The sequence below is a fragment of the Mesorhizobium sp. P2_F8 genome (assembly GCF_056403655.1).
On record NZ_JBFUFB010000002.1, the window covers coordinates 122,949 to 145,242 of the forward strand.

23 protein-coding genes are annotated in these 22,294 nt (G+C 61.8%); 13 read left to right on the top strand and 10 right to left on the bottom strand.

Annotated elements, in window-relative coordinates:
* Positions 1-127: 127 nt before the first annotated feature.
* Entirely contained in the window at positions 128-586 is a 459-nt protein-coding gene (locus AC1DZP_RS04250; RefSeq protein ID WP_477300317.1) for a tRNA (cytidine(34)-2'-O)-methyltransferase, read from the bottom strand.
* 284 nt (positions 587-870) lie between these two features.
* Here AC1DZP_RS04250 and AC1DZP_RS04255 point away from each other — a divergent pair, with 284 nt between their 5' ends.
* From AC1DZP_RS04255 to AC1DZP_RS04275, 5 genes are read left to right on the top strand one after another with little or no spacing between them, the layout of a single operon-like run.
* Positions 871-1,473: a hypothetical protein gene (locus AC1DZP_RS04255; RefSeq protein WP_477300319.1), complete on the top strand. Its 603-nt coding sequence runs from the start codon at positions 871-873 to the stop codon at positions 1,471-1,473.
* Between the two features lie 28 nt (positions 1,474-1,501).
* Complete coding sequence (locus AC1DZP_RS04260; protein WP_477300321.1) at positions 1,502-3,385, top strand: ABC transporter ATP-binding protein; 1,884 nt, start codon at positions 1,502-1,504, stop codon at positions 3,383-3,385.
* 10 nt (positions 3,386-3,395) lie between these two features.
* The gene (locus AC1DZP_RS04265; protein WP_477301150.1) at positions 3,396-5,279 is read left to right on the top strand and encodes an ABC transporter ATP-binding protein; all 1,884 of its coding nucleotides are present in this window, start codon (positions 3,396-3,398) and stop codon (positions 5,277-5,279) included.
* Between the two features lie 19 nt (positions 5,280-5,298).
* Entirely contained in the window at positions 5,299-5,766 is a 468-nt protein-coding gene (locus tag AC1DZP_RS04270) for a GNAT family N-acetyltransferase (protein ID WP_477300323.1), read from the top strand.
* 1 nt (position 5,767) lies between these two features.
* Positions 5,768-6,079 carry a DUF6665 family protein gene (locus AC1DZP_RS04275; protein WP_477300325.1) on the top strand — a complete coding sequence of 104 codons (312 nt, stop codon included), beginning with the start codon at positions 5,768-5,770 and terminating at the stop codon, positions 6,077-6,079.
* 57 nt (positions 6,080-6,136) lie between these two features.
* Here the strand turns inward: AC1DZP_RS04275 and AC1DZP_RS04280 are convergent, their stop codons facing one another.
* Positions 6,137-6,481, bottom strand: a complete 345-nt coding sequence (locus tag AC1DZP_RS04280) for a cupin domain-containing protein (protein ID WP_477300327.1) — start codon at positions 6,479-6,481, stop codon at positions 6,137-6,139.
* Positions 6,482-6,794: 313 nt separating this feature from the next.
* Here AC1DZP_RS04280 and petA point away from each other — a divergent pair, with 313 nt between their 5' ends.
* The 6 genes from petA (at position 6,795) to AC1DZP_RS04310 (ending at position 12,268) form a co-directional block, all read left to right on the top strand.
* Positions 6,795-7,355: a ubiquinol-cytochrome c reductase iron-sulfur subunit gene (gene petA / locus AC1DZP_RS04285; protein ID WP_457154199.1), complete on the top strand. Its 561-nt coding sequence runs from the start codon at positions 6,795-6,797 to the stop codon at positions 7,353-7,355.
* A 16-nt stretch (positions 7,356-7,371) separates the two neighbouring features.
* On the top strand, positions 7,372-8,673 hold the full coding sequence (locus AC1DZP_RS04290) for a cytochrome b (protein WP_477228218.1): 1,302 nt from the start codon (positions 7,372-7,374) through the stop codon (positions 8,671-8,673).
* 28 nt (positions 8,674-8,701) lie between these two features.
* Positions 8,702-9,559: a cytochrome c1 gene (locus tag AC1DZP_RS04295; RefSeq protein ID WP_477228217.1), complete on the top strand. Its 858-nt coding sequence runs from the start codon at positions 8,702-8,704 to the stop codon at positions 9,557-9,559.
* 130 nt (positions 9,560-9,689) lie between these two features.
* Positions 9,690-10,385: an acid phosphatase gene (locus AC1DZP_RS04300; protein WP_477300329.1), complete on the top strand. Its 696-nt coding sequence runs from the start codon at positions 9,690-9,692 to the stop codon at positions 10,383-10,385.
* Between the two features lie 182 nt (positions 10,386-10,567).
* Positions 10,568-11,713, top strand: coding sequence for an alpha-hydroxy acid oxidase (locus tag AC1DZP_RS04305; protein ID WP_477300331.1), 1,146 nt, complete (start codon positions 10,568-10,570; stop codon positions 11,711-11,713).
* 9 nt (positions 11,714-11,722) lie between these two features.
* Entirely contained in the window at positions 11,723-12,268 is a 546-nt protein-coding gene (locus AC1DZP_RS04310; protein ID WP_095090850.1) for an adenine phosphoribosyltransferase, read from the top strand.
* A 124-nt stretch (positions 12,269-12,392) separates the two neighbouring features.
* Here AC1DZP_RS04310 and AC1DZP_RS04315 read toward each other — a convergent pair whose 3' ends face one another.
* The 7 genes from AC1DZP_RS04315 to AC1DZP_RS04345 all read right to left on the bottom strand — a co-directional run bounded on the left by AC1DZP_RS04315 (position 12,393) and on the right by AC1DZP_RS04345 (position 18,432).
* Positions 12,393-12,863 (bottom strand): MaoC family dehydratase, encoded by a 471-nt coding sequence (locus AC1DZP_RS04315; RefSeq protein ID WP_477300333.1) that lies wholly within the window; start codon positions 12,861-12,863, stop codon positions 12,393-12,395.
* Entirely contained in the window at positions 12,860-13,330 is a 471-nt protein-coding gene (locus tag AC1DZP_RS04320) for a MaoC family dehydratase (RefSeq protein WP_477300335.1), read from the bottom strand. Before AC1DZP_RS04320 ends, AC1DZP_RS04315 begins: the two co-directional genes overlap by 4 nt.
* Positions 13,331-13,454: 124 nt before the next feature.
* The gene (gene corA / locus AC1DZP_RS04325; protein WP_095090853.1) at positions 13,455-14,429 is read right to left on the bottom strand and encodes a magnesium/cobalt transporter CorA; all 975 of its coding nucleotides are present in this window, start codon (positions 14,427-14,429) and stop codon (positions 13,455-13,457) included.
* A 213-nt stretch (positions 14,430-14,642) separates the two neighbouring features.
* Positions 14,643-15,746, bottom strand: a complete 1,104-nt coding sequence (gene ychF, locus AC1DZP_RS04330) for a redox-regulated ATPase YchF (RefSeq protein ID WP_477300337.1) — start codon at positions 15,744-15,746, stop codon at positions 14,643-14,645.
* A gap of 98 nt (positions 15,747-15,844) precedes the next feature.
* Positions 15,845-16,567 carry an aminoacyl-tRNA hydrolase gene (pth, locus tag AC1DZP_RS04335; protein ID WP_477300340.1) on the bottom strand — a complete coding sequence of 241 codons (723 nt, stop codon included), beginning with the start codon at positions 16,565-16,567 and terminating at the stop codon, positions 15,845-15,847.
* Between the two features lie 23 nt (positions 16,568-16,590).
* Complete coding sequence (locus AC1DZP_RS04340; RefSeq protein ID WP_184874668.1) at positions 16,591-17,232, bottom strand: 50S ribosomal protein L25/general stress protein Ctc; 642 nt, start codon at positions 17,230-17,232, stop codon at positions 16,591-16,593.
* A gap of 165 nt (positions 17,233-17,397) precedes the next feature.
* Positions 17,398-18,432, bottom strand: a complete 1,035-nt coding sequence (locus tag AC1DZP_RS04345; RefSeq protein WP_477300342.1) for a class I SAM-dependent methyltransferase — start codon at positions 18,430-18,432, stop codon at positions 17,398-17,400.
* A gap of 292 nt (positions 18,433-18,724) precedes the next feature.
* Here AC1DZP_RS04345 and AC1DZP_RS04350 point away from each other — a divergent pair, with 292 nt between their 5' ends.
* Positions 18,725-20,731 carry a putative bifunctional diguanylate cyclase/phosphodiesterase gene (locus AC1DZP_RS04350; RefSeq protein ID WP_095090858.1) on the top strand — a complete coding sequence of 669 codons (2,007 nt, stop codon included), beginning with the start codon at positions 18,725-18,727 and terminating at the stop codon, positions 20,729-20,731.
* A gap of 58 nt (positions 20,732-20,789) precedes the next feature.
* On the opposite strand, the gene AC1DZP_RS04355 is transcribed toward AC1DZP_RS04350, so the two are convergent.
* The gene (locus AC1DZP_RS04355) at positions 20,790-21,218 is read right to left on the bottom strand and encodes a MarR family winged helix-turn-helix transcriptional regulator (protein ID WP_095091699.1); all 429 of its coding nucleotides are present in this window, start codon (positions 21,216-21,218) and stop codon (positions 20,790-20,792) included.
* Positions 21,219-21,370: 152 nt separating this feature from the next.
* On the opposite strand from AC1DZP_RS04355, the gene AC1DZP_RS04360 reads away from it, so the two are divergent.
* Entirely contained in the window at positions 21,371-22,234 is an 864-nt protein-coding gene (locus tag AC1DZP_RS04360) for an alpha/beta fold hydrolase (RefSeq protein WP_477300344.1), read from the top strand.
* The last annotated feature ends 60 nt before the right edge of the window (positions 22,235-22,294 follow it).

Consider the following 22,294-nt stretch of genomic DNA (forward strand, 5'->3'; position numbering starts at 1 on the left):
TTCCCGCCTCGATTTTATCGCTTGACCTCAAGTTAAGTTGAGCTTGTAGCAAGAAACCCAGGATGTGCAAATGAAGGAGAGGGCGATGTGCGCCTGGGTCAAATTGACGGGGGTTGCCAGCAAACTCCTAGCCGAGTTGCCGGATGGCTTCACCCGCCACCATGGCGACGGACAGCGCGACGTTGATGCTGCGCGCGGCACCCTGCATGGGGATGGTCAGCCGCGCATCCRCCGTTTGATGGACAGCATCCGGCACGCCTGCGGATTCGCGGCCGAACAAAAGGATGTCGCCACTGGCGAAGGCAAAGCTCGTGTAGGGAATCGCGGCCTTGGTCGACAGAAGCACCAGCCGGCGGGCGCCCGCCCTGCGCCAGTCCTCGAAGGCGTGCCAATCGACATGCCGGGTCAGATCAGCCATTTCGAGGTAATCCATGCCGGCTCGCTTAAGCGCCCGGTCGGAGAGCGGAAAGCCGGCCGGTTCGATGATATCGACGCCAAGGCCGAGGCAAGCGGCAAAGCGCAGGATTGTGCCGGTGTTGCCGGCGATATCAGGCTGGTAGAGCGCGATGCGGAGACGGTCGTTCATTTCCGCGTCCTTCTAATAAGTGGCAGATCGGCCACAGCCGGCTCGCGGTTTTGGAAATTGCTGGACCTGCGGGTGGCCATTTTCTGCGAAGTCGGGTATGTCAGACCCATTGTCAACCCGAACCGATGGAGGGGAAATTCATGATGACCATGCACATCCAGCGCCCCTCTCGTGGGCTTGTTCGCCCCATGGCGGTTTCGGTACGACAATTCTCCTGACTCTCTAAGACTTGATCGCACCGATTCCCGCCGAAACGCTTTTTCGGCTCTCGAAGGAATCCTGCGATGTTTTTCAAACTGTCAAAGGGGCTGAACGCCCCGCCTGAACGTGTCCAGACCGACGCTTGTCGTGTCCAGACTGACGCCCGCCGTCATGTCCAGACCAACGACTACCGTCGTGTCCAGACCGACGCAATCCGTGCCTCCGGCCGAATGCCGGCGGACGATATGGATTCACCTTTTCATCTCTATTTTCACACGGAGGACGGACCGATGTTCGATCCCTACAGAATACCTGGCTCGAGGAGCCTGCACGACCAGAAAATGGCAACCTGGGCGCTGCTGATCGGCGAAACCTATTCGTCGGCGGTGCATGCCGAAGTCCGCCGCCGGCCGCATCGCGGCATGCTGCCGGATGTCGATTTCTCGCACGCGGTTCCCGACCCGAGCCGGCCGTCGCTGGTGCGCCGGATCATCCGGCTGATCCGGCCGGGGCCGAAGCTGCGGGTTGTCGACACCGCGCCGTCAGGATCGACAAGCACGGCTGTCGGCGAAAAGAGCGCGAGCCCCTATATAGGGCGAAGCAGGACCGATGGCTCGGACGATGCCGAGCCATCGGTCCTTGACGCCGAGCGGTCTGGCGACTTCGTACGTTCCCACGCCGCGTGAGCGGAAAACAGATTTGTGAGCATGACTTATGTTGTTCGGCTGGTTTGAAAAAAGGCTCGACCCGTTCCCCGCAGCGGAACCGGTCGAGCCGCCCAAGACGCTGGTCGCCTTCTGCGTGCATTACACACGCGGGGCCTGGCCCTTCATCCTTCTTGACGCGGTGCTGGTGACGGCCATCGCCATCGCCGAAGTGTGGATGTTCGGCTTCCTCGGCCGGATCGTCGACTGGCTGTCGGGGCAGAATCGCGAAACCTTCCTGCAGACGGAAGCCTGGAAGCTCGCCGGCATGGCGTTCATCGTGCTGTTCGCGCTGCCGGGAACGGTGTGGCTCCATTCGCTGCTCAACCAGCAGACGCTGATGGGTAACTATCCCATGCGCATACGTTGGCAGGTGCACCGCTACCTGCTCAAGCAATCGATGAGCTTCTACCAGGACGAGTTCGCCGGCCGCATCGCCACCAAGCTGATGCAGACAGCGCTCGCCGTGCGCGAATGCGTCATCAAGCTGATCGATGTGCTGAACTACGTCATCGTCTATTTCCTTGGCATGCTGTTCATCGTCGGCTCGGCCGACTGGCGGTTGGCAACGCCGCTTGTCGTCTGGCTCGTCGGCTATGTCCTGCTGCTGCGCTATTTCATTCCGCGACTGGGCAAGGTTGGCGAAGAACAGGCCAATGCCCGATCGACCATGACTGGCCGCGTCGTCGACAGCTACAGCAACATCCAGACCGTCAAACTGTTCAGCCATGCACGCCGCGAAGCATCCTTCGCCAAGGAGGGTATGGCCGGCTTCCTCCAGACGGTCTACCGGTCGATGCGGCTGGTGACGGTGCTGTTTGGCGTCCTCTATATCCTGAACGCGCTGCTGCTGTTCTCCGTCACCGCGCTGTCGCTATGGCTGTGGCTGGGGCAGGCGGTGACGATCGGCGCGGTCGCCGTGGTCATCGGGCTGGTGCTCCGGATGTGGGGCATGTCGCAGTGGATCATGTGGGAAATGTCGGGCCTGTTCGAGAACATCGGCACGGTGCAGGACGGCATCGCCTCGATCTCGTTGCCGCGTCTGGTCGAGGACCAGCCGGGGGCCAAGGACATCGCCGTCACCAGGGGCGAGATCCGCTTCGACGACATCCGTTTCCACTATGGCAAGCAGAAAGGTGTCATCGAGGGCCTGTCGCTGACGGTGAAGCCGGGGGAGAAGGTCGGCATTGTCGGCCGCTCGGGCGCCGGCAAGTCGACGCTGGTCAACCTCCTGCTGCGCTTCTACGACCTGGAAGCTGGCCGGATTCTGATCGACGGCCAGGAGATCGCCGGCGTGACGCAGGATTCGCTGCGCGCCCAAATCGGCATGGTCACGCAGGACACCTCCCTGCTGCATCGTTCGGTGCGTGAAAACATCCTCTATGGCCGGCCTGACGCCAGCGACGAATTGCTCGTCGAGGCGGCGCGGCGCGCCGAGGCGCTGGACTTCATCTCCGGGCTTTCAGATGCCAAGGACCGCAAAGGATTCGACGCCCATGTCGGTGATCGCGGCGTCAAATTGTCCGGCGGCCAGCGGCAACGCATCGCCATAGCTCGCGTTATGTTGAAGGACGCACCTATACTTATCCTTGACGAGGCGACGTCCGCGCTCGATTCCGAAGCTGAAGCGGCCATCCAGGAGAATCTCTACAAGCTCATGCAAGGCAAGACCGTCATCGCCATCGCGCACCGGCTGTCGACCATCGCGGCGATGGACAGGCTGGTGGTGATGGACAGGGGCCACGTCATCGAGGAAGGTTCGCACGAGGAACTCGTCGCCCGGGGCGGGCTCTACGCGCAGCTCTGGCAGCGTCAGTCGGGCGGGTTCCTGCTCGATGACGGCCCGGCCGATGCCGCCAATGACGCACGCGCAAAGGGGCAAGCCGCAGAATGATGGCCGCCGCATGATGACAGCCGTCTATCGCTGGTTCGAGAACTGGGTCTATCCGTTCAGGGAGCCGGCGAATCTTCGGCCACCGACGAGCGTCGGCGGTTTTCTCTGGCACTATGTCGGCCAGGCGAAATTCGCCTTTTTCGCCATGCTACTCATCGGCGGCATCGCACCGCTGGTCGAAGCCGGCCTGTTCTACTTCGTCGGACGGCTGGTCGACATTCTCGACCAGCTTCCCGGCGAGCGCAGCTGGCACGCGCTGTGGAATGCCGCCGGCCCCGAACTGGTGTTCATGATCGCGGTGGTGCTGGTCATCCGCACCATCGTCGTCGGCCTGTCGGCGCTGGTCGACGAACAGACGATCACGCCCGGCTTCTACAATCTGGTGCGCTGGCAGGCGCACCGGTACGTGTCGCGCCAGTCCTACGCCTTCTTCCAGAACGATTTCGCCGGCCGCATCGCCACCAAGGTCTGGCAGGCGGGCCAAGCCACCGGCGACCTGATGGAAAGCTTCATCGAGGTCATCTGGTTCATGATCGTCTATACGGTGACGACGCTGGCGCTGGTCGCCGGGCTGGACCTCAGGCTGGCGGTGCTGGTGGTGATCTGGATTTCCGCCTTCGGCTGGCTGGCCAAGCTCTATCTGCCGGCAATCCGCAAGCACGCTGAGGAAACCGCCGAAGCCGGCTCGATGATCACCGGCCGCATCGTCGATTCCTATTCCAACGTGCAGACGCTGAAACTGTTCTCGGCCAATGGCGACGACCGCTACATCAAGAACGGCTTCGACATCTATCTCGACGCGCTGCGCCCGTTCACCCGCCGGCTGACGGGCGTGCGCATGGCGCTGACGACACTGTCGGGCATCATGATCACGACGATCGGCTGCTTCGCCGTCTATCTGTGGCTCGAAGGCTCGATTACCGTTGGTGCGGTTGCCTTCACGCTGTCGCTGGTGCTGCGGCTCAACATGCTGCTCGGCCGGGTGATGATGCAGCTCAACGGCATTTTGCGGAATCTCGGTGTGCTGGAAAACTCCAAGGCGCTGGTCTCGCAGCCGCTCGGCCTCACCGATGCGCCCGGCGCAAAAGAACTCGTGGTGGCCGGTGGGCGCATCGAGGTCAAGAATGTCGAGTTCCACTACGGCAAGGGATTCGGCGTGCTCAACGGCATCGACCTTGTCGTGCGGCCGGGTGAGAAGGTCGGGCTGGTTGGACCCTCCGGCGCCGGCAAGACGACGCTCGCCAATCTGATCCTGCGGCTCTACGATCTGGAAAGCGGATCCATCACCATCGATGGTCAGGACGTCGCTGGTGTGACGCAGAATTCGCTGCGTGCCAATATCGGTGTCGTCAGCCAGGACACGGCACTGTTCCACCGTTCGCTGCGCGACAACATCAAACTCGGCATGCCTGACGCGACCGATGCCGAGGTGATCGCGGCAGCCAGGAAGGCCGAGGCGCACGAGTTCATCGTGGGCCTTCGCGACAACCGGGACCGTGCCGGCTACGAGGCCTTTGTCGGCGAGCGCGGCGTCAAACTGTCGGGCGGCCAGCGCCAGCGCGTGGCAATAGCCCGCGTCTTCCTCAAGGACGCGCCGATCCTGATCCTCGACGAGGCGACGTCGGCGCTGGACTCGGACATCGAGGCGGCGATCCAGGAGAATCTGACGCTGCTGATGGAGGACAAGACGGTCATCGCCATCGCCCACCGGCTGTCGACCATCGCCGCGCTCGACCGGCTGGTGGTGCTCGACGGCGGCCGCATCGTCGAACAAGGCACACATGACGAACTGGTAGCGCTCGACGGGCTCTATGCGCGGCTGTGGACACGGCAGTCCGGCGGCTTCCTCTATCACGAGGAAAGCGTGCTCGAAGAGACACGACCGGCGGAATAAGGGGGCGGCGGAGTGAGGCATGGGTGGATCGACGGAGGTCGGCTATGTGCTCAAACGGCTCCGGCCAACCACGCCGGCCTTCGACGCGCTGAAGGAGGAGAGCCGGCTGGAGGGCTACTGGATGCTGGTGCGCCTGGCGGATGGCTGGGCAAGCGGCCGCAACAAGTTCCTGAAGCGGGGCGAGGCGCTGTACGGCACATGGCATGGCCGCGACCTCGCCGGCGTGTGTGGGCTGAACATCGATCCTTATTTCGAGACCAGGGACCAGGGCCGGGTCCGGCACCTTTTCGTCAGCGCGCGTCACCGCCGCACCGGCCTCGGCCRCATGATGGTCGAGACCGTCATCGAAAGGGCGCGTCAGCATTTTGCCGCGCTGAACACCCGTGCGCCGCAAGAAGCCTTCGCGTTCTATGAGCGGCTTGGCTTCCAGCCGGTGATAGGCGAAGAATTCGTCACACACCGCATGATTTTTGGGAAAGGAGGTTGAAATGTCGCTGCATCCGCCATCTCATCTCGCCGGCACCACGGCTGCCGAAGCCGCCTTCGATGCGCTCGGCCATGAAATCCTCGCCGAGAAGGCGGCAGCACTCGGCCGCGCCGGTCAGCGGGTCGAGGAAACGCTGGCGAGGCTGCGCGACAATGGCGATGAGAACCTGCGTCCCCGTCTCCTCAAGGAGGCCGCAGAGGCGGTGCACGGCTATTTCATCCAGCGCGAACTGTGCGGATTGCGAAAGCATGACGCCGTCATTCGCGAATACAACATCCCGAAGGCGGTTCTGGTCAGGCTCGGCGCGAAATAGCTCTTTTGTTCGACCATGACCTCCGGCGAAAACTGGTTCCCGCTTTCGGGATGATGGTCATTCCAGCCATTCGGTGATGAAGGTGCCGTTCTCGTGGATGTCGGTGGTCTCCAGCGGGCCCGGGCCGAGATTGGTGAATTTGTGCGGCGTGTTGGGTGGAACGATCACGATCTGGCCGGCAAAGGCCTCGACCTCCTGGTCGCCGACCGTGAACAGGCCGGTGCCCTGGCGGATGATGAAGATCTCTGCGTAGGGATGCGTGTGGAGCCGGGGGCCGCCGCCGACATCTGGCAGATAGTTGAAGATCAGGCAGGACTTGGAGCCGTAGGCGCCGCATTGCAGCTCGCCCTTCCAGCCGTCAGAGCGAACAGCCCATGTGTCGCGGTCTATGACGTGTGCCATGGTGGCAAGGATAGACCGGGCCGGTGTCCGGTGTCGAGGTGGAGGCGACCCCGGAATTGCGGTTGTTTCCCTGTTGTTTAGCGATCTTTGGCGGCCATCCGGCGTCGCGCTGACCGAGGACGGATTTTGTCCCCGCGACAATCTGCCCTTGTGCCTTCACCCGTCTGGACAAAAACGGGCTTCACGCATAAACCGAAGTCCAAATGCCGGAGGAATTCGCAAGCCTGTTCGCCATGCGCTGTCGGGTTGGCGCAATTGAGCGGGGAACATGGCTCAGCCACCGGCGCGGAATAGGCGAAAGGATCAGGCACCCGTGAGCGCAACCGACACCCAGGATCCCAACCGTCGTGATTTTCTCTATGTCGCCACCGGCATGGCCGCGGTGGTCGGCGCGGGTGCCCTCGCATGGCCGTTCATCGACCAGATGCGCCCTGACGCCTCGACACTGGCGTTGGCTTCCGTCGAGGTCGACGTCGCTTCACTGACCCCGGGCATGTCGTTGATTGTCAAATGGCGTGGCAAGCCTGTCGTGGTGCGCAACCGCACCGAGCAGGAGATGAAGGACGGCGAGGCGGTCAAGCTGACAGACCTCAAGGATCCGATCGCCCGCAACGCGAACCTTCCGGCCGACGCGCCGGCGACTGACGCCAACCGCACCACGCCCGGCAAGGAAGCCTGGATGGTGATGGTCCAGGTCTGCACGCATCTGGGCTGCATTCCGCTCGGCCAGGAAGGCGAATTCGGCGGCTGGTTCTGCCCGTGCCACGGTTCGCAATACGACACGGCCGGCCGCATTCGCAAAGGCCCGGCGCCCGAGAACATGGCAGTGCCGGTATTCAAGTTCATTTCCGATACCAAGATCCTTATCGGTTGAGGCAGGGGATATTTCGATGAGCGAGGGACACTCGACCTATACGCCCAAGACCGGTATCGAACGCTGGTTCGACGCCCGCATGCCGCTGCCGCGGATGGTCTATGACAGTTTCATCGCCTATCCGGTGCCGCGCAACCTGAACTATGCGTGGACCTTCGGCGGTATCCTGGCGATCATGCTGGTGTCGCAGATGCTGACTGGCATCGTGCTGGCCATGCACTTTGCGGCCGACACCAGTCTCGCCTTCGATTCGGTCGAGAAGATCATGCGCGACGTGAATTCGGGCTGGCTGTTGCGCTATCTCCATGCCACAGGCGCCTCGTTCTTCTTTATGGCCGTTTATATCCACATCTTCCGTGGCCTTTATTACGGCTCCTACAAGGCGCCGCGCGAGCTGCTGTGGATCCTCGGCTGTATCATCTACCTCCTGATGATGGCGACGGCCTTCATGGGGTATGTGCTGCCGTGGGGCCAGATGAGCTTCTGGGGCGCCACCGTCATCACCGGCTTCTTCAGCGCAATCCCGCTGGTCGGCGAATGGATCCAGCAACTGCTGCTCGGCGGCTTCGCCGTCGACAACCCGACACTGAACCGCTTCTTTGCGCTGCACTACCTCTTGCCGTTCATGATCGCCGGCGTCGTCGTGCTGCATGTCTGGGCGCTGCATGTCGTCGGCCAGTCGAATCCGACCGGCATCGAGGTCAAGTCGAAGACCGACACCGTCGCCTTCACCCCCTACGCGACCATCAAGGACGCGTTCGGCATGATCGTGTTCCTGTTCTTCTTCGCCTATTTCGTCTTCTACATTCCGAATTTCCTTATGGCGCCCGACAATTACATCGTGGCCAATCCGCTGAAGACACCGGCGCATATCGTGCCTGAATGGTACTTCCTGCCGTTCTACGCGATCCTGCGCGCCATCACTTTCAACATCGGGCCGATCAATTCCAAGCTCGGCGGCGTGATCTGCATGTTCGGCGCCATCGTCATGCTGTTCCTGGTGCCGTGGCTTGACACCTCGAAGGTGCGGTCGGCGGTGTACCGGCCCTGGTACAAGCTGTTCTTCTGGCTGTTCGTGGCCGATGCCATCCTGCTCGGCTGGCTGGGCTCGCAGCCGGCGGAAGGCAGCTACGTGTTTATGGCGCAGATGGCGACACTGTTCTACTTCGCCTTCTTCCTGGTCGCGCTGCCGGTGCTCGGCCTGATCGAGACGCCGCGGCGGCTGCCGAATTCGATCACTGAAGCGGTGCTCGAGAAGAACAAGGGTGGCGGTCATCATCCTGCGGGGGCTACGGCCGCGCCGGAAACCAAGGGCTGAGCGGGTAGAGAATCTAAGGGGATTTGGCATGAAGAAGATTCTCACCTCGCTGGCGTTGCTTGGCCTCGTGGTTGTTGGCACCGGGGCGATCGCCGCCGAGGAGGCACACAACGCAGCCGCACCGACGCATTTCCCGATCAACGAGCCGAAGGAGATGGACTGGAGCTTCGCCGGGCCGTTCGGCACCTACGACAAGGCTCAGTTGCAGCGCGGCCTGAAGGTCTACAAGGAAGTCTGTTCGGCCTGCCATTCGATGAATTTGGTGGCGTTCCGCACGCTGTCGGACCTCGGCTATTCGGACGCGCAGATCAAGACGCTGGCGGCCGAGTACACCATCCACGACGGCCCGAACGACGCCGGCGACATGTTCGACCGCCCCGGCAAGCCGTCCGACCACTTCCCGCCGCCATTCGCCAACGAGGAAGCCGCCGCTGCCTCGAATGGCGGTGCCGCTCCGCCCGACATGTCGCTGCTGGCCAAGGCGCGCGGTGTCGAGCGCGGCTTCCCGCGATTCGTCTTCGATATCTTCACGCAGTATGCCGCGGGCGGCCCCGACTACATCCATTCGCTGCTGACGGGCTACGACCAGACGCCGCCGGCCGGAATGGTCATCCCGGAGGGCACCCACTACAATCCGTACTTCATGTCGGGCGTGTCGCTGAAGATGCCCAAGCCGCTGTCCGACGGCCAGGTGACCTATGACGACGGCGCGCCGCAGACCATCGACCAGTATTCCCGCGACGTCTCTGCCTTCCTGATGTGGGCGGCCGAGCCGCATATGGAAGACCGCAAGAAGACCGGCTTCCGCGTGCTGGTGTTCCTGCTTTTGTTCGGCGCGCTGGTCTATCTCACCAAGCGCAAGGTTTGGGAAGGCGTGGCGCACTAAACCGCGCACAGCCCAACGATCAAAAAAGGGCGCCGGAAGGCGCCCTTTTGTATTTGGGGAGGCCTGTGGTGTCACATGGCCGTCACCGCATCTCGCGATCCTGTGCCGCTCTCATCAAAGGATCGCACCCATGACAAGATACGCATCGCTCGCGGCAGGCCTTCTGCTGCTCATCGTCGGCTCGGCCGCGCAAGCGGAAGACGCCCAGCCCTTCGTCACCAACAAGGATGTCGACCTGACGATGATCCTGCCGCCGCCGCCCGCAAACGACTCGGCGCAGACCAAGGCCGAACTTGGCGAGGTGCTGACGCTGCAGGTGACGCGCACGCCCGAAATGGTGGCCAGCGCTGTTGCCGACGCCGAGGAGAATGTCTGGCGCTTCGCCAATGTCATGGGGCCGAAGTTCAACAAGGAAACGCTGCCGAAATTCAGTGCTTTCTTCGATCGCGTGGTGGCCACCGAAGGCGCCGTCGTCGATCCGGCCAAGGATATTTGGAAGCGCCCGCGTCCGCACCAGCTCAGCGACCTCGTCAAGCCCGCCGTCAAGCTGTCCAGCTCCGGTTCGTGGCCTTCCGGCCACGCCACCGTCGGCACCATGATGGGCATCATCCTGTCCGACATGGTTCCGGAAAAGCGCGCCGAGATCATGGCGCGTGCGGCTGAATACGCCCACAATCGCGAGGTCGGCGGTATCCACTACGCGTCCGATGTTGAAATGGGCAAGATTTCCGGCAGCGTAATCGCCGCCGTCCTGCTCAACCGGGACGACTTCAAGGCCGAATACGACGTGGCCAAGGCCGAGCTTCGTTCCGACCTCGGCATGTAATCTTTCGCCAGTTGCCGGTTTTCGACGAAAGGGGCGCTTCGGGCGCCCCTTTTTGCGCGCGCGGTTGTAGCTCGTGAGACTGCTCGGGAAATTAGGCCGTTGGCACGGAGACAACAGGTTGATATTCGACGCACCAAACGGCGGCGAAGCGATTGCCCCGATACGACGTCTGGAAATCAACGATGCGGCTCAGCGACTGTCACAATTTTTCCGATTTCCGCCGCATGGCGCAACGGCGGCTGCCGGGGCCGATCTTCGACTATATCGACGGCGCGGCGGACGACGAGGTCACCTATCGCCGCAACACCGAAAGCTTCGAGACCTGCGACCTGGTTCCCAACGTCCTGCGCGGCGTCAGCGAGATCGACATGTCGGTGACGGTGATGGGTCAAAAGCTGGCGATGCCGGTCTATTGTTCGCCGACCGCCTTGCAGCGGCTGTTCCATCATCAGGGCGAGCGCGCGGTCGCCAAGGCCGCGGCCAAATACGGCACGATGTTCGGCGTCTCCTCGCTTGGCACCGTCAGCCTCGAGGAGGCGCGCGGGATCAGCAGCGGCCCGCAGGTCTACCAGTTCTATTTCCATCGGGATCGCGGCCTCAATAGGGCGATGATGCAGCGGGCAAAGGAGGTCGGCGTCGAGGTGATGATGCTGACCGTCGACAGCATCACCGGGGGGAATCGCGAACGCGACAAACGCACCGGCTTTGCCATCCCCTTCAAGCTCAACCTGGCCGGAATGCTGCAGTTCGCGATCAAGCCGGCCTGGGCAATCAATTATTTCACCCATGAGGGGTTCAAGCTGCCGCAGCTGGACGAGCATGTCGACATGGGCGGCGGCACCATGTCGATCAGCCGTTACTTCACCGAAATGCTCGACCCGTCGATGACCTGGGACGATGTCGCCGAGATGGTCAGGCTGTGGTCGGGTCCGTTCTGCCTCAAGGGCGTCATGTCGGTGGAGGACGCCAAACGCGCCGTCGAGATCGGCTGCAGCGGCATCGTGCTGTCGAACCATGGCGGCCGGCAGCTGGATGGCTCGCGAGCGGCGTTCGACCAGCTTGCCGAGATCGTCGACGCGGTCGGCGACAAGATCGACGTCATCATGGATGGCGGCGTGCAGCGCGGCACTCATGTGCTGAAGGCGCTGTCGCTCGGCGCCAAGGCGGTCGGCGTCGGCCGCTACTATCTGTTCCCGCTCGCGGCGGCCGGCCAGCCGGGCGTCGAACGGGCGCTCGAACAGATGCGGGTCGAGATCGAACGCGGCATGAAGCTGATGGGCTGCAGTTCGATCGAACAATTGTCGCGCAAGAATCTCCGTTTCAGGTAATCTCGACCCATGAAATCCTCCCTCGAAGACTCACTGCTTGCCGCGATCCGTACCATTCCGGATTATCCCAAGCCCGGCATTCTGTTTCGCGACATCACCACGCTGCTCGGCAATGCGCGCGCCTTCCGCCGCGCCATCGACGAGCTGGTGCATCCCTATGCCGGCCAGAAGATCGACAAGATCGCCGGCATCGAGGCGCGGGGTTTCATCCTTGGCGGCGCCGTCGCCCATCAGCTCTCGGCCGGTTTCGTGCCGATCCGCAAGAAGGGCAAGCTGCCGTTCGAGACCGTGCGCGTCGCCTACAGCCTTGAATACGGGCTCGACGAGATGGAGATGCACAAGGACGGCGTTTCTCCGGGCGAGAAGGTGATCCTGGTCGACGATCTGATCGCCACCGGCGGCACCGCGGAAGCGGCGGTCAAGCTGCTGCGGCAGATCGGCGCCGACATCCTTGCAGCCTGCTTCGTCATCGACCTGCCGGATCTTGGCGGCCGCGCCAAGCTCGAAGCGCTCGGCGTGCCGGTGAGGACGCTGATCGGATTCGAGGGGCATTGAGGGGACCTCTTGCCTTCTCCCCTTGTGGGAGAAGGTGGCCGAGCGAAGCTCGGTCGGATGAGGGGTGTTCCAGGGAGCACCGACGTCTTCTCCCACAGGCGGGAGAACGGAAGAAGCGCCGGGCTTACTCCACCTTCACCAGCACTGCGCTTTCGAACTCCAGCACCTTGTCGCTGGTCGAATCGAAGGCCTCGCAACGCAACGCCAGCAGCCGCCAGCCGGGGCGTGAGGCGATCGGCCGGTGGGAAAGTGCCGTACGCGTGAAGGTGATCGTTTGCCCGGCATAGACCGGCTTCAGCCATTTCAGGTTCTTAAAGCCAGGCGAGGGGCCGAATTCCGGCACCGGGCCGGGCCCGCTCCACGCAGCGATCTCGGCGTCCATGCTGCTTGCCAGATTGAGTTTCATCCAGGTCGCGGCCGTGTGCCAGCCCGACGCGCAGAGCCCGCCGAGCACGCTCTTCTTGGCTGCTTCCTCGTCGATATGGAAAATCTGCGGGTCGTATTTCCTGGCGAACGCCTTGATCGCCTCTGGCTCGAATGTGTGCGAGCCGAGCGTAACGGTGGTGCCGATGCGGAAGAATTCGTCCAGTGTCATGCTGCGCTCCCGGCGGCGTCGCGCGTGAGGAACATGACGGAGTTTTCGAGCTCGAAGACGCTTTCGCCGCGCTGGTTGAGCAGTTCGCTGCGCATGGTGACGAAGCCGAGCTGCGGCTTCGACCGCGACAGGCGCTTGGTGAGAACCACCAGGCTTCCTGTCAGCGTGTCACCGGCCAGCACTGGCTTCTTCCATTTCACCTGATCGACGCCGGGCGATCCCTGGCAGGTGGAGTCGAGCAGGAAAGCATCGCACAGCATGCGCATGAACATGGCTGAGGTATGCCAGYCCGAAGCGGAGAGGCCGCCGAGGATGCTCGCCTTGCCGGCCTCCTCATCGAGATGCATGGGCTGCGCGTCGAATTCGCTGGCGAATTCGATGATTTCGGCGGCGCTCACTTGCTTGCTGCCGAGGTCGAACAAGGCGCCCTCGACGAAGTCCTCATAGGCCCAGGTTTTTGCGGTCATGGTCTGGAATCCGGTTCATAGACCCACGATTTCGGATCGGGGTTTCCGGATGCAGGCAGGCCACCGTTTGGTCAAGAGATTTCTATAGCGCCACGTCACGGCCACATGGTCTTTGGCGGACGGGTCAAAGCCAGCCACGGCGGCGGAAATACCAGAAGGGCAGGATCGCCGACAGGATCATCAGGCCGATCGCGAAGGGATATCCGAGCTGCCATTTGAGCTCGGGGATGATGTCGAAATTCATGCCATAGATCGAAGCCACCAGCGTCGGCGGCAGGAAGATGACGGCGGCGACCGAGAAGATCTTGATGATGGCGTTCTGCTCGATCGAGATCATGCCGAGCGTGGCATCGAGCAGGAAGCTGATCTTCTGCGACAGGAACGTGGCGTGGTCGGCGAGCGACAGCACGTCGCGCGACAGCGTCTTGATGCGCGCCTTGGTGTCCTTGCTCATCTTGGTCCGGGTCGAGGCGTGGGCGAAGAAACCGGCCAGGCGCTGCAGCGAGATGAGGCTGTCGCGGATCGAGGAGGCGATGTCCTCCTTGCGGCCGATGGCTTTCAGGAGTTCCTGGAAATCGCGATTGCGCTTGGAAACCTTGGTCGACCGCGCCTCGAAGATATCGCGCGAAATCGCCTCGATGTCGCGGCCGGCACGCTCCAGGATGTCGGCGAGGCGATCGACGATCGCCTCCAGCAACCCGATCAGAATGGTGTCGCCGCTGGTGCAGCCGGTTGCCACCTTTTCGGCGCGCTGCGGAAAGGTCTTGAATGCCTTCGGTTCGTGATAGCGCACGGTGATCAGTCGGGAGCCGGCGAGCACAAAGGTGACCGGCGACATCAGGGGATCGTCGACCTCGGTCTGGGCGGGCAGGGTGGCGGTCATGAAGTAGGCGCCGTCCTCGACATAGAGGCGGCTCGAAATCTCGATCTCCTCCATCTCCTCGCGCGTCGGAATGGCGACGCCGAGCCAGCTTTCGATCGCCACTTCCTCTTCCCTGGTCGGGTTGAGCAGGTCGGCCCAGACGACGTTCTCGCCGTTTGCCAGGAGATCGTCGATGACGCGCAGGCGGTCATTGTCCACGACGAAGGCCTTGATCATCGCCGGGTCTCCCTTGTTGGGGCCAAAGGGTGCGTTCGGATTGAAGCTCGTGTCGGATGGCACGGCGGTCCGGCGCGTGCACCTGCCGCTTAGTCCTGTGGCGTGACAAAATCAAGACAAGCAACTGGCGGGCGAATGACTCCGGCGGCTGCGAAGAACTCTTAGAGATGCCGGTACCGGAAGGGCTTGGCGCCAGGCGTGACCTTCACAAAATCAGGTGTTGAACTTGAACAGCAGGACGTCGCCGTCCTGCACGACATATTCCTTGCCTTCGTCGCGCGCCTTGCCGGCTTCCTTTGCCGCCACTTCGCCGCCCAGCGTGATGAAGTCGTTGTAGGCGATGGTCTGGGCGCGGATGAAGCCGCGCTCGAAATCGGTGTGGATGACGCCTGCCGCCTGCGGTGCCTTGGCGCCCTTGTGCACGGTCCAGGCGCGCGTTTCCTTGGGACCGGCGGTGAAATAGGTGATCAGCTGCAACAGCTCGTAGCCGGCGCGGATGACCTTGTTCAGGCCGGGTTCGTCGAGGCCGAGCGAGGACAGGAATTCCATCTCCTCCTCGTCCGACAGCTGGGCGACTTCCGCTTCGATCGCGGCCGAGATCACCACTGTGCTGGCGCCTTGCGCGGTGGCCATCCTTTCCACGGCCCTTGTGTGCTCGTTGCCGGTGGCGGCGTCGGCCTCGGCGACATTGCAGACATAGAGCACGGGATGCGAGGTCAGAAGGTTCAGCCCCTGCAGGATGCGCAGGTCGTCCGCCGAAATACCCTTGAGCAGGATGCGGGTCGGCTTGCCGGCCTGCAGCAGCTCGAGCGCCGCCTCCATCAGCGGCAGCACGGTCGTCGCTTCCTTGTCCTTGCTGCCGGCGCGCTTGCGGATCTGCACGATGCGCCGCTCGAGGCTGTCGAGATCGGCGAGCATCAGCTCGGTCTCGACCGTCTCGGCGTCGGCGACGGGGTCGATGCGGCCCTCGACATGGGTGATGTCGTCATCCTCGAAGCAGCGCAGCACGTGCACGATTGCGTCGACCTCGCGGATGTTGGCGAGGAACTGGTTGCCCAGGCCTTCGCCCTTCGAGGCGCCGCGCACCAGGCCGGCAATGTCGACGAAGGAGATGCGGGTCGGGATGATCTCCTTGGACTTGGCGATCGCCGCGATCTTCTGCAGGCGCGGATCGGGCACCGCCACCTCGCCGGTGTTCGGTTCGATGGTGCAGAACGGATAGTTGGCGGCCTGCGCCGCCGCCGTCCTGGTCAGCGCGTTGAAAAGCGTCGACTTGCCGACATTGGGCAAGCCAACGATGCCGCATTTGAAACCCATTTTGTCCGGTCCTATCGGGAAATCGAAATTTGATCAGGGCTATGGGCGATAGGGGTGATCAACGTCAAGCCCTGTAACGCCGCACGCTCCTGCGGCGTTCACTCCTTGCCGAAGAGTTTCTTCAGCATCGCGGCCATCGGGCCGCTTTCCGGCAGCTTGACTGCCGGCTGTTGCGGGCGAGCCTGGCGGACGTGACTTTGCTGCTTGGGCGCCGGCTGCTTTGGCGCCTGCTTTTCCGGCTCCGGCGCGGCCTTACCCTGGACGGCGAGGCTGGCCTTGTTCATGAAGCCGGATTCGTCGCCCTTGACGATCATGGCGGCGTTGTCGGCGATCGCGTCGAGCAGCGGTTCCAGCCATTCGCGGTCGGTCTTGGCGAAATCGCCGAGCACGTGATGCTGGACCATTTCCTTGACGCCGGGATGGCCGACGCCGATGCGCACGCGGCGATAGGCGTTGCCGACATGGCCGTCGATCGAGCGGATGCCGTTATGGCCGCCGGCGCCGCCGCCGGTCTTGATGCGCAGCTTGCCCTCGGCAAGGTCGATCTCGTCGTAGAAGACGGTGAGCGCGGAAAGCTCGAGCTTGTAGAAGCGCAGCGCTTCGCCGACCGACTGGCCGGACAGGTTCATGAAGGTCTGCGGCTTGATCAGGACGATCTTTTCGCCGCCAAGCGTGCCTTCGCTAATCAGGCCCTGGAATTTCTTCGACCAGGGCGAAAAGGAATGGCGGCGGGCGATTGCGTCCGCCGCCATGAAGCCGACATTGTGCCGGTTGTTGGCGTATTTCGCGCCCGGATTGCCGAGACCTGCAAACAGCAGCATCGCCTGCTCCGGGCGTGAAAGAGTTACTTCTCTTCGGCGGCAGGGGCCGCTTCAGGGGTCGCCACTTCAGCCGTGACTTCCGTCTCAGGCTTCATCGCCGACGAACCGGCAATGGTCGCGATGGTGAAGTCGCGGTCGGAGATGACAGGCTTCACACCGGCCGGCAGCTTGACCGCCGAGATGTGGATCGAGTCGCCGATGTCGGCGCCGGTGAGATCGACGGTGATGAATTCCGGGATCGCATTGGCCGGGCAGTGGAACTCGACTTCGTGACGCACGATGTTGAGCACGCCGCCGCGCTTGATGCCGGGCGACTTGTCCTCGTTGATGAAGTGGACAGGCACGTCGACATTGACCTCGGTGTCCTTGCCGATGCGCAGGAAGTCGACATGGACAGGGAAATCCTTGACCGGGTCGAGCTGGAAGTCCTTCGGCAGGACCTGGATCTTCTTGCCGTCGACATCGATCGTGGCGATCGTGGTCAGAAACCCGCCGCCATGGATCTTGTAGTAGATGTCCTTGTAGGTGAGCGCGATGGCCAGGGGAGGCTGCTTGTCACCATAAATTACTGCAGGCACTTTACCGTTGCGGCGAACTGCACGGGCGGACCCCTTACCGACCTGTTCGCGTGCTTCGGCCTTGAGCTCGTAAGTGTCGTGGCTCATGGCATTTCCTTTCGATTTGTTCTGGAGCGTTCGCGGCCGGCAACGTGCTTGGCCGTAAACGTCGAAAGCCGCCGGGTGAGGCGGCTTTCCGCCGCGTTGCCTCCAAGGGTGTCTACGCGGGTGGCGGCTCTATAGCGGAAGGTGGCCGGAGGTGCAAGCCAAAGGCTAGCCGCGCTTTTCGATGACGGCGTACAGCACGTTGCGGTTCTCGCCAAAGAACACCTTGGCCTCGACGGTGTTGCGGTCGACGCTGGCATTGACGATGTTCCACATGTCGACTTCCGAGCGCAGCAGCAACACCCAGTCCATGAACGTCTCGCGGTACCCGGCGTCAGGATTGCCCTCCGCGTAGTTCGCGAACAGGAATGTCCCGTTCGGCTTCAACATCTGCAGGCAGGTCTTCGTGAGTTTCACGGCAACGTTGTGCGCAAGGTAGTCGTAAAGGCCTGAGGCGTAGATCAAGTCGAACTGGCCCAGCTTGTGGCCCCTCGTGAGCACGGTGCGCACCGAGCCGTCGATGGCTTCGATCGCGGTGCCCTGGAAGTCGCGCGAAATCAATCCAACGCTCTGGGGATCCTGATCGAGCGCAACCCAGCGCTTGAGACGGCCCTCCGCCAGGGCGACTGAGCGATTGGCCTCACGCAAATGGCCGGCCGCGATCGCCAGGACCTCGGTTTGCGGTCCGTTCTTGGCCGCAGCCTCGTCGACATATCGGGTCAAAAGATCGCGTCGTTCCCGGGCCGCGACGCACGACGGCACGTCCTGGGTATGGGTATAGAGCGACTTGCCGGTCTCCGAGGCGTTTGCCACGCTCTCGGCCACGTGCGGATCACAATAGATGTAGTCGAGCAACTCCGCGTCGCCAGAATACCCCCTGGGCTTGCTGAAGGACCACCGTGTCAGGGGATCCTCGAGAAAATACTCCAGGACCGGGTGGCCCTGCACCACCGGTATCAATGCTTGCCAAACGTCGGGATGCACCTTGGAACGCGTCGCGTTGAGGTGCGACATCAGGCGACGAATGATCTCGGCAGGGTCTTTTCGTTGTTCGATTTGCTGCTGTGTCGCGCTGAGAATGAGCGCCAGCTCCGCGCGAGCGTTTTCGAACTCTTCGCCATGATGCTCGATCGTTCCTCGACGGAGACTGCTGGCGATCATCTTGGCAGTAATCAGGCTTTTGCCATCAAACACGGTTTGCAACCCATCACTCCATAGTTAACAGTCAGTTAACTTATTGCGTAGAATGCTCCATTTGCCAATGGCGGGTCGGGCGCATTTTATCGGTATGATTAATTTCCCGCAAACCATGTTCATTCGTTAGGCCGCTTCTGGGGCCGATTCCTCGTTCGAGTTAACGGAAACTTGTCTTGCTCGATTGCATTTGTTGGCCCGGCGTCGCAATCGCGTCGCGTCCAAGGAGCCGGCCTGCGTGAGGGCAGAAGCTAGAGATGAGTTCGGCATACAAGATCCCCTTCAAACGGGGTTCGTTGTGATGGACGAACGCGTGGCATCCGTATTTGCCGATGCGGCTGATGCGGAACCGTACGAACCGCGTTACGAACTGGCGTCCGACGAGCTTCGCAGCCTTTACCGGACGGAAGCCCAGGTGACGCGAAGAGGGGAAGCCAGGCCCGGGCTTTGGATGGCCGTTGCCATCTATGTGCTGTTTTCGGCAACTGACCTGCTGCTGATCCCGGATGTGGCCGCCTACACGATCACGGCGCGCTTCGCGGTCGGACTGACCGCGCTTTTGATCCTGGAAATGCAGCTTCGCCATGGCGTCGGGACGGAATGGCTCGACATCACTTGCGCCGGGGCCATTATCTTTGGCTATGTCGGCTGGTTGTCCCCAGCGGTTATGGGTGCGGACAAGGAAAGCGTCTCTTATTATATGGTCTTCGGCACCATCTTCATGATGAGTGCCAATCTCTTCTTTACGTTCAGATTCAAAGTTTCTATTATAACTTCAACTATAATCCTATGCATATTGTATGTCGTAAACTACTTTGTGCCTTCCACGCTAACATACAAGTTGGTGTTTGGGACCTTCTACATTTCCTGCTTCACATTCACCTCATATGTGAACTGGAAACTGAATGAGGAGCGCTACAACGTCTTCCTGAACGCCCTGGAAGCCAAAATTCAGCACAACGAGGCGACCGAACGAGGCAAGGCCCTGCTGAGACTGTCGCGGACCGATCCGCTTACGGGTCTCGAAAATCGGCGGGCGATCGACGAAAAACTGCGGGATTACTGGAGCGATTGGCAACGGGTTGGTACCAGTTTTGGGGCGATCCTCATCGACGTGGACTTCTTCAAAAAGTTCAATGACTGCTACGGCCATCAGGAAGGCGACCGCTGCCTGATCCATGTCGCCAATGCCCTTAGCGAAATGATCAAGCAGTATAGTGGCTCGATCGGTCGCTATGGCGGGGAAGAATTCATTGTCCTGGCTCGCGTGGAGAGAAAAGAACAGATCATGGATCTGGCGGAAGCCATTTGCAGTACGGTGGAGGGCCTGGCGCTTACCCACGAGCTGCGGCGAGACGGCGTCTCGATTGTGACAGTGAGCGTTGGCGCTGCATTCACCAGGACGCAGACTGGCGCCAAGCTGGAGAAAATCATCCACGAAGCCGACCGCGCGCTCTATCTGGCAAAAGCCGGTGGTCGAAATTGCGCTCGGCTGTTCGATCCGACCGATCCCCAGAGCAGCGACGAAAGTGAGAACATCGCGGCCTTGCTGAAGATCGCGATCGGCCAGAATCTCGTTTCGCTCGTTTATCAACCTATCCAGGATGTCAAATCGGGCCGGGTCGAAGCCGTAGAGGCTCTGATGCGCCTCAGAATGCTGGACGGTACGTCGGTTCCGCCGAGCCTTTTCATTCCCGTTGCGGAACGAACCGGCGCGATCCTGGAACTCGGGCGCTGGGCAATAAGGACGGTGTGCTCCGAGCTTCTGGCGGACGACCACGTCCGCGTCGTCAGTGTCAACGTCTCTCCAATTCAGCTCAAGACACCTGGCTTCGCAACGTCCGTCGCTACCATTTTGGGCGAGACCGGCGTCGCCGGCAGCAGGCTGGCCTTCGAAATCACCGAAGGCCTGGAAATGGAGATGCACTCGGACATTCTTCGCTGCATCAGCGACCTGAAGCTGCTCGGCATCAAGATATGGCTCGATGATTTTGGGACGGGCTTCGCGGGCCTCTCGTGGCTTCGTCTCATCGATTTCGACACGGTGAAGATCGACCGCTCGTTTCTGCACGACTGCAGCGCCCCGAACGGCAAGGCAATGCTCCAGGACATTATTACCCTGGTCCGAAATCGCGGCCACAAAATCCTGGTCGAAGGGGTGGAAACGGACGAGCAGATGGCCCTTATGCGCGAATTCGGCATAGACAAGGTCCAGGGCTTCCATGTCGGCCGTCCCGCTCCCGCCGCAAGTTTCCAGGCAAAGCGGACGCTCCGCAAACGCCCTTTCACTGTGCTTAAGTCCGCATGATAGCCGTGCCCGGCGGCGGCACTGCGGTTTTTGGCTTAGACCGCTGTTTGGCGGCTGGCTATCTGTCGCCGGTCAACGCGTCGCGCAGCGCCTGAATCTGCCGGTTCAAGGCGTCAAGCTGTGCCAGCGTCATGCCCGAGCGCTCGATCAAGGTCTCATTCAGGCAGTTGCACCGGACAAGCAGCGCGCGCCCGGTTGCGGTCAGGTCGACCTGCACCTGGCGCTCGTCGACCTGGCTGCGCTGGCGCCTCACCAGCCCAGCCTGTTCCATCCGCTTCACCAGCGGTGTGACTGTGCTTGATTCCAAGGCGAGCCGGTGCGCGATAGTGCCGACCGACATGCCATCGGCCTCTGCCAGCGCATTGAGCACGAGATATTGCGGATAAGTGATGCCCATCTCGTCCAGCATCGGCTTGTAGGTACGATTGATCGCCATGCTGGTGGCGTAGAGCGTGAAACAGAGCTGATTGTCCAACGGGAGAGGCACGGCGGATTCCTTCTTGCCAAGACAGGCACCAAGTCTGTACCACGAAAAATGATATCGCGATACATATTTCCATGGACAAGCGGTTTGGGCTACGCTAGGCATGTGGACATCGCGATATTGTTTATCGCGACAACGATCGAAGGAAGATTGAGATGAACCAGGCCTCGCAATCCAAGCCCAGCACCGGCAGCGGCACAATCACCACCAAGGACGGAACGCAGATCTACTACAAGGACTGGGGAACCGGTCAGCCCATCGTCTTCCATCACGGCTGGCCATTGAGCAGCGACGACTGGGACGCCCAGATGCTGTTCTTCCTGTCCAAGGGCTACCGCGTCATTGCCCATGATCGTCGCGGCCATGGCCGCTCGACCCAGACGGACATCGGCAACGAGATGGACACCTATGCCGCCGATGTCGCGGCACTGGCGGCGCATCTGGACCTCAAGGACGCCATCCATGTCGGCCACTCGACCGGCGGCGGCGAGGTGGCGCGGTACGTCGCCCAATATGGTTCGGGTGGTCGTGTCGCCAAGGCGGTGCTGATCGGCGCGGTGCCGCCGATCATGCTCAAGACTCCGGCCAATCCCGGTGGCCTGCCGAGTGAGGTTTTCGATGGTTTCCGCTCCGCCCAGGCAGCCAACCGCGCCCAGTTCTTCCGCGACGTTCCGGCTGGCCCGTTCTACGGGTTCAACCGTCCGGGCGCGGAAGTCTCGCAAGGTGTCATCGACAATTGGTGGCGCCAGGGCATGATGGGTGGCACCAAGGCACACTATGATTGCATCAAGGCCTTCTCGGAAACCGACTTTACCGAGGACCTGAAGACTATCGACGTGCCGGTGCTGGTGATGCACGGTGACGACGACCAGATCGTCCCAATCGCCGACTCGGCACTGCTGAGCATCAAGCTGCTGAAGAAGGGCGAGCTCAAGGTCTACAAGGGCTTCCCGCATGGCATGGCCACGACCCATGCCGACATCATCAACGCCGACCTGCTGGCCTTCTTCAAGGCATAGGATATTTCGACGTCACAGACAAAAGCACCCGCCATCTGGCGGGTGCTAAGGCCCTGTCGA

Excerpts from the sequence above, each read along its gene's own strand:
- AC1DZP_RS04255 (WP_477300319.1), top strand. The coding sequence starts at position 871 with ATGTTTTTCAAACTGTCAAAGGGGCTGAACGCCCCGCCTGAACGTGTC.
- AC1DZP_RS04260 (WP_477300321.1), top strand. The coding sequence starts at position 1,502 with ATGTTGTTCGGCTGGTTTGAAAAAAGGCTCGACCCGTTCCCCGCAGCG.
- AC1DZP_RS04265 (WP_477301150.1), top strand. The coding sequence starts at position 3,396 with ATGATGACAGCCGTCTATCGCTGGTTCGAGAACTGGGTCTATCCGTTC.
- AC1DZP_RS04275 (WP_477300325.1), top strand. The coding sequence starts at position 5,768 with ATGTCGCTGCATCCGCCATCTCATCTCGCCGGCACCACGGCTGCCGAA.
- AC1DZP_RS04280 (WP_477300327.1), bottom strand. The coding sequence starts at position 6,481 with ATGGCACACGTCATAGACCGCGACACATGGGCTGTTCGCTCTGACGGC.
- AC1DZP_RS04290 (WP_477228218.1), top strand. The coding sequence starts at position 7,372 with ATGAGCGAGGGACACTCGACCTATACGCCCAAGACCGGTATCGAACGC.
- AC1DZP_RS04295 (WP_477228217.1), top strand. The coding sequence starts at position 8,702 with ATGAAGAAGATTCTCACCTCGCTGGCGTTGCTTGGCCTCGTGGTTGTT.
- AC1DZP_RS04300 (WP_477300329.1), top strand. The coding sequence starts at position 9,690 with ATGACAAGATACGCATCGCTCGCGGCAGGCCTTCTGCTGCTCATCGTC.
- AC1DZP_RS04305 (WP_477300331.1), top strand. The coding sequence starts at position 10,568 with ATGCGGCTCAGCGACTGTCACAATTTTTCCGATTTCCGCCGCATGGCG.
- AC1DZP_RS04310 (WP_095090850.1), top strand. The coding sequence starts at position 11,723 with ATGAAATCCTCCCTCGAAGACTCACTGCTTGCCGCGATCCGTACCATT.
- AC1DZP_RS04315 (WP_477300333.1), bottom strand. The coding sequence starts at position 12,863 with ATGACACTGGACGAATTCTTCCGCATCGGCACCACCGTTACGCTCGGC.
- corA (WP_095090853.1), bottom strand. The coding sequence starts at position 14,429 with ATGATCAAGGCCTTCGTCGTGGACAATGACCGCCTGCGCGTCATCGAC.
- ychF (WP_477300337.1), bottom strand. The coding sequence starts at position 15,746 with ATGGGTTTCAAATGCGGCATCGTTGGCTTGCCCAATGTCGGCAAGTCG.
- pth (WP_477300340.1), bottom strand. The coding sequence starts at position 16,567 with ATGCTGCTGTTTGCAGGTCTCGGCAATCCGGGCGCGAAATACGCCAAC.
- AC1DZP_RS04340 (WP_184874668.1), bottom strand. The coding sequence starts at position 17,232 with ATGAGCCACGACACTTACGAGCTCAAGGCCGAAGCACGCGAACAGGTC.
- AC1DZP_RS04350 (WP_095090858.1), top strand. The coding sequence starts at position 18,725 with ATGGACGAACGCGTGGCATCCGTATTTGCCGATGCGGCTGATGCGGAA.
- AC1DZP_RS04360 (WP_477300344.1), top strand. The coding sequence starts at position 21,371 with ATGAACCAGGCCTCGCAATCCAAGCCCAGCACCGGCAGCGGCACAATC.